Genomic DNA, 1,523 nt, shown 5'->3' with positions numbered 1-1,523 from the left:
ACGTCGGCTTCATCCAGCATATACGCCACCGCATCGCGGACCTGCTCGTCGGTCAGACTCGAGTCGCCGCCGCGCGCGGGCATCTCGTTGAACCCGTTGATGGCATGATCGAACAAGGTTTCCAGACCCTTGTCATTCAGTCGATTGCTCCACTCGTCCGTCTCGCCCTTGATCGGGGCACCCGAAACACCGTCGTCGTGGCAGGCGGCGCAGACGTTGGAATAGATGTCACCTGCGCTGAGATCGGCCGGCTCGGCCTCGGTATCCACCTCACCCGACACCACCTTGCCGATGGGGGCGATCCGCTGGGCAATGCGCTCCTCGCTCACGGCCTCCGCCTTGGATCCCGTCATCTCTGCAACCCAGCCCGCAAGCTGTGACACCAGAAACAGGACCGTGGCCAGCAGTGCCAGCGACGCGATAAACAGCAACACCTTGTTCCCGGTGTCCATCTTGATCGGTTGATTTCCCACTTCTCTCCCTCCGAGATCCTGGCCGTGCGTGGCCTTGTGGTGTGCTCTTTCGAAAGCGCTCGCGCGGTACGCGCAAATCGGGCGCAGAGTATAGGGCATCATGCAAGGCGCGACCACAAACCAAGCAGGACGGTCAAATATGGCTGGACGCGCCAAAGGCGCCGCCCGTATCATTGCAGGTCTTGCGCCCGTAGCTCAGCTGGATAGAGCGCCACCCTCCGGAGGTGGAAGTCAGAGGTTCGAATCCTCTCGGGCGCGCCATTACGCAGAAAGGGACCCTCGTGGTCCCTTTCTGCGTAATGGGGTGCTGGAGAACCCGATGAGAACCTTCGCTTTAGCCGAGGCCCGAGCTTGCCGGCCGATGCCGCGGCACATCCACCGGCCGTGCCAGTCTGCAGAACCGAGCCGCCGCCAGCGGCGAAGCCAGTCCAGCCCCTCGGCGATACCTCGGGGCGTCCGCCGGCACGAAGTCGCGCTTCGCGAAACCCCGGCTCACGGTCTCGGGCACGCCATAACCAGACACCGAATACCACCGTTCGTCGTTGGCGCTTCCCGACCGCTTCGCTCGCTTGAGGAATCGAGTGAATCACACGCCAAAACTCTGCCCAGCGCATGCCAGGGGCCACTCCGCATGCAGCGAGACAAAGTCGATTCTGGCCCGGTCCTATCGCCAGTCACTCACGCCAGTAGCGGTGCGCGACTCTCTTGGGTTCTACCCCGCTTTTACCCGAGCGCGTAGTTAATCAGTGTTTCGGTGGGTATACCGTACAACTCAGCCCACTTCGGATACACCTCTAGTCTGGTACTCCGGGCCGTCAGCGCTGCGACCGCCGGCGGTACAACCAAGCTCCGGCCGCGACCCCGATCACGAGGACACCGAGAGCCAATGGCCAGAGGTGCTCCGGCGAACTCACCAGATGCAGAAGCGAAAGACCGCCACTGTGACCATGCCCAGGGTGTGCAAGGGCTGGGGCCCCAAGTAGAACCAAAGCAGTGCCCATCAAGGTACGCATCATATCGGAGGTCTCCGCGCAGCGATTTACCAGCAAA

2 protein-coding genes and 1 tRNA gene are annotated in these 1,523 nt (G+C 62.3%); 1 reads left to right on the top strand and 2 read right to left on the bottom strand.

The features are described from left to right. The coding region (locus ACESLR_RS07960) for a c-type cytochrome (protein WP_373067000.1) at window positions 1-473 on the bottom strand (473 nt) is incomplete at its 3' end. A 184-nt stretch (window positions 474-657) separates the two neighbouring features. Here ACESLR_RS07960 and ACESLR_RS07955 point away from each other — a divergent pair. Continuing rightward, a tRNA-Arg gene (locus ACESLR_RS07955) sits at window positions 658-734 on the top strand. Between the two features lie 554 nt (window positions 735-1,288). On the opposite strand, the gene ACESLR_RS07950 is transcribed toward ACESLR_RS07955, so the two are convergent. Then, window positions 1,289-1,489, bottom strand: coding sequence for a hypothetical protein (locus ACESLR_RS07950; RefSeq protein ID WP_373066997.1), 201 nt, complete (start codon window positions 1,487-1,489; stop codon window positions 1,289-1,291). Window positions 1,490-1,523 lie beyond the last annotated feature (34 nt).

It is taken from the genome of Thioalkalivibrio sp., assembly GCF_041685615.1.
Taxonomy (GTDB): Bacteria; Pseudomonadota; Gammaproteobacteria; order Ectothiorhodospirales; family Ectothiorhodospiraceae; genus Thioalkalivibrio.
The sequence above is the reverse complement of the archived record's forward strand: the minus strand, read 5'-3'. Positions and strand labels throughout refer to the sequence as shown.

What these genes read in the sequence shown, in the direction of transcription:
- ACESLR_RS07950 (WP_373066997.1), bottom strand. Translation starts at nt 1,489, where the DNA reads ATGATGCGTACCTTGATGGGCACTGCTTTGGTTCTACTTGGGGCCCCA.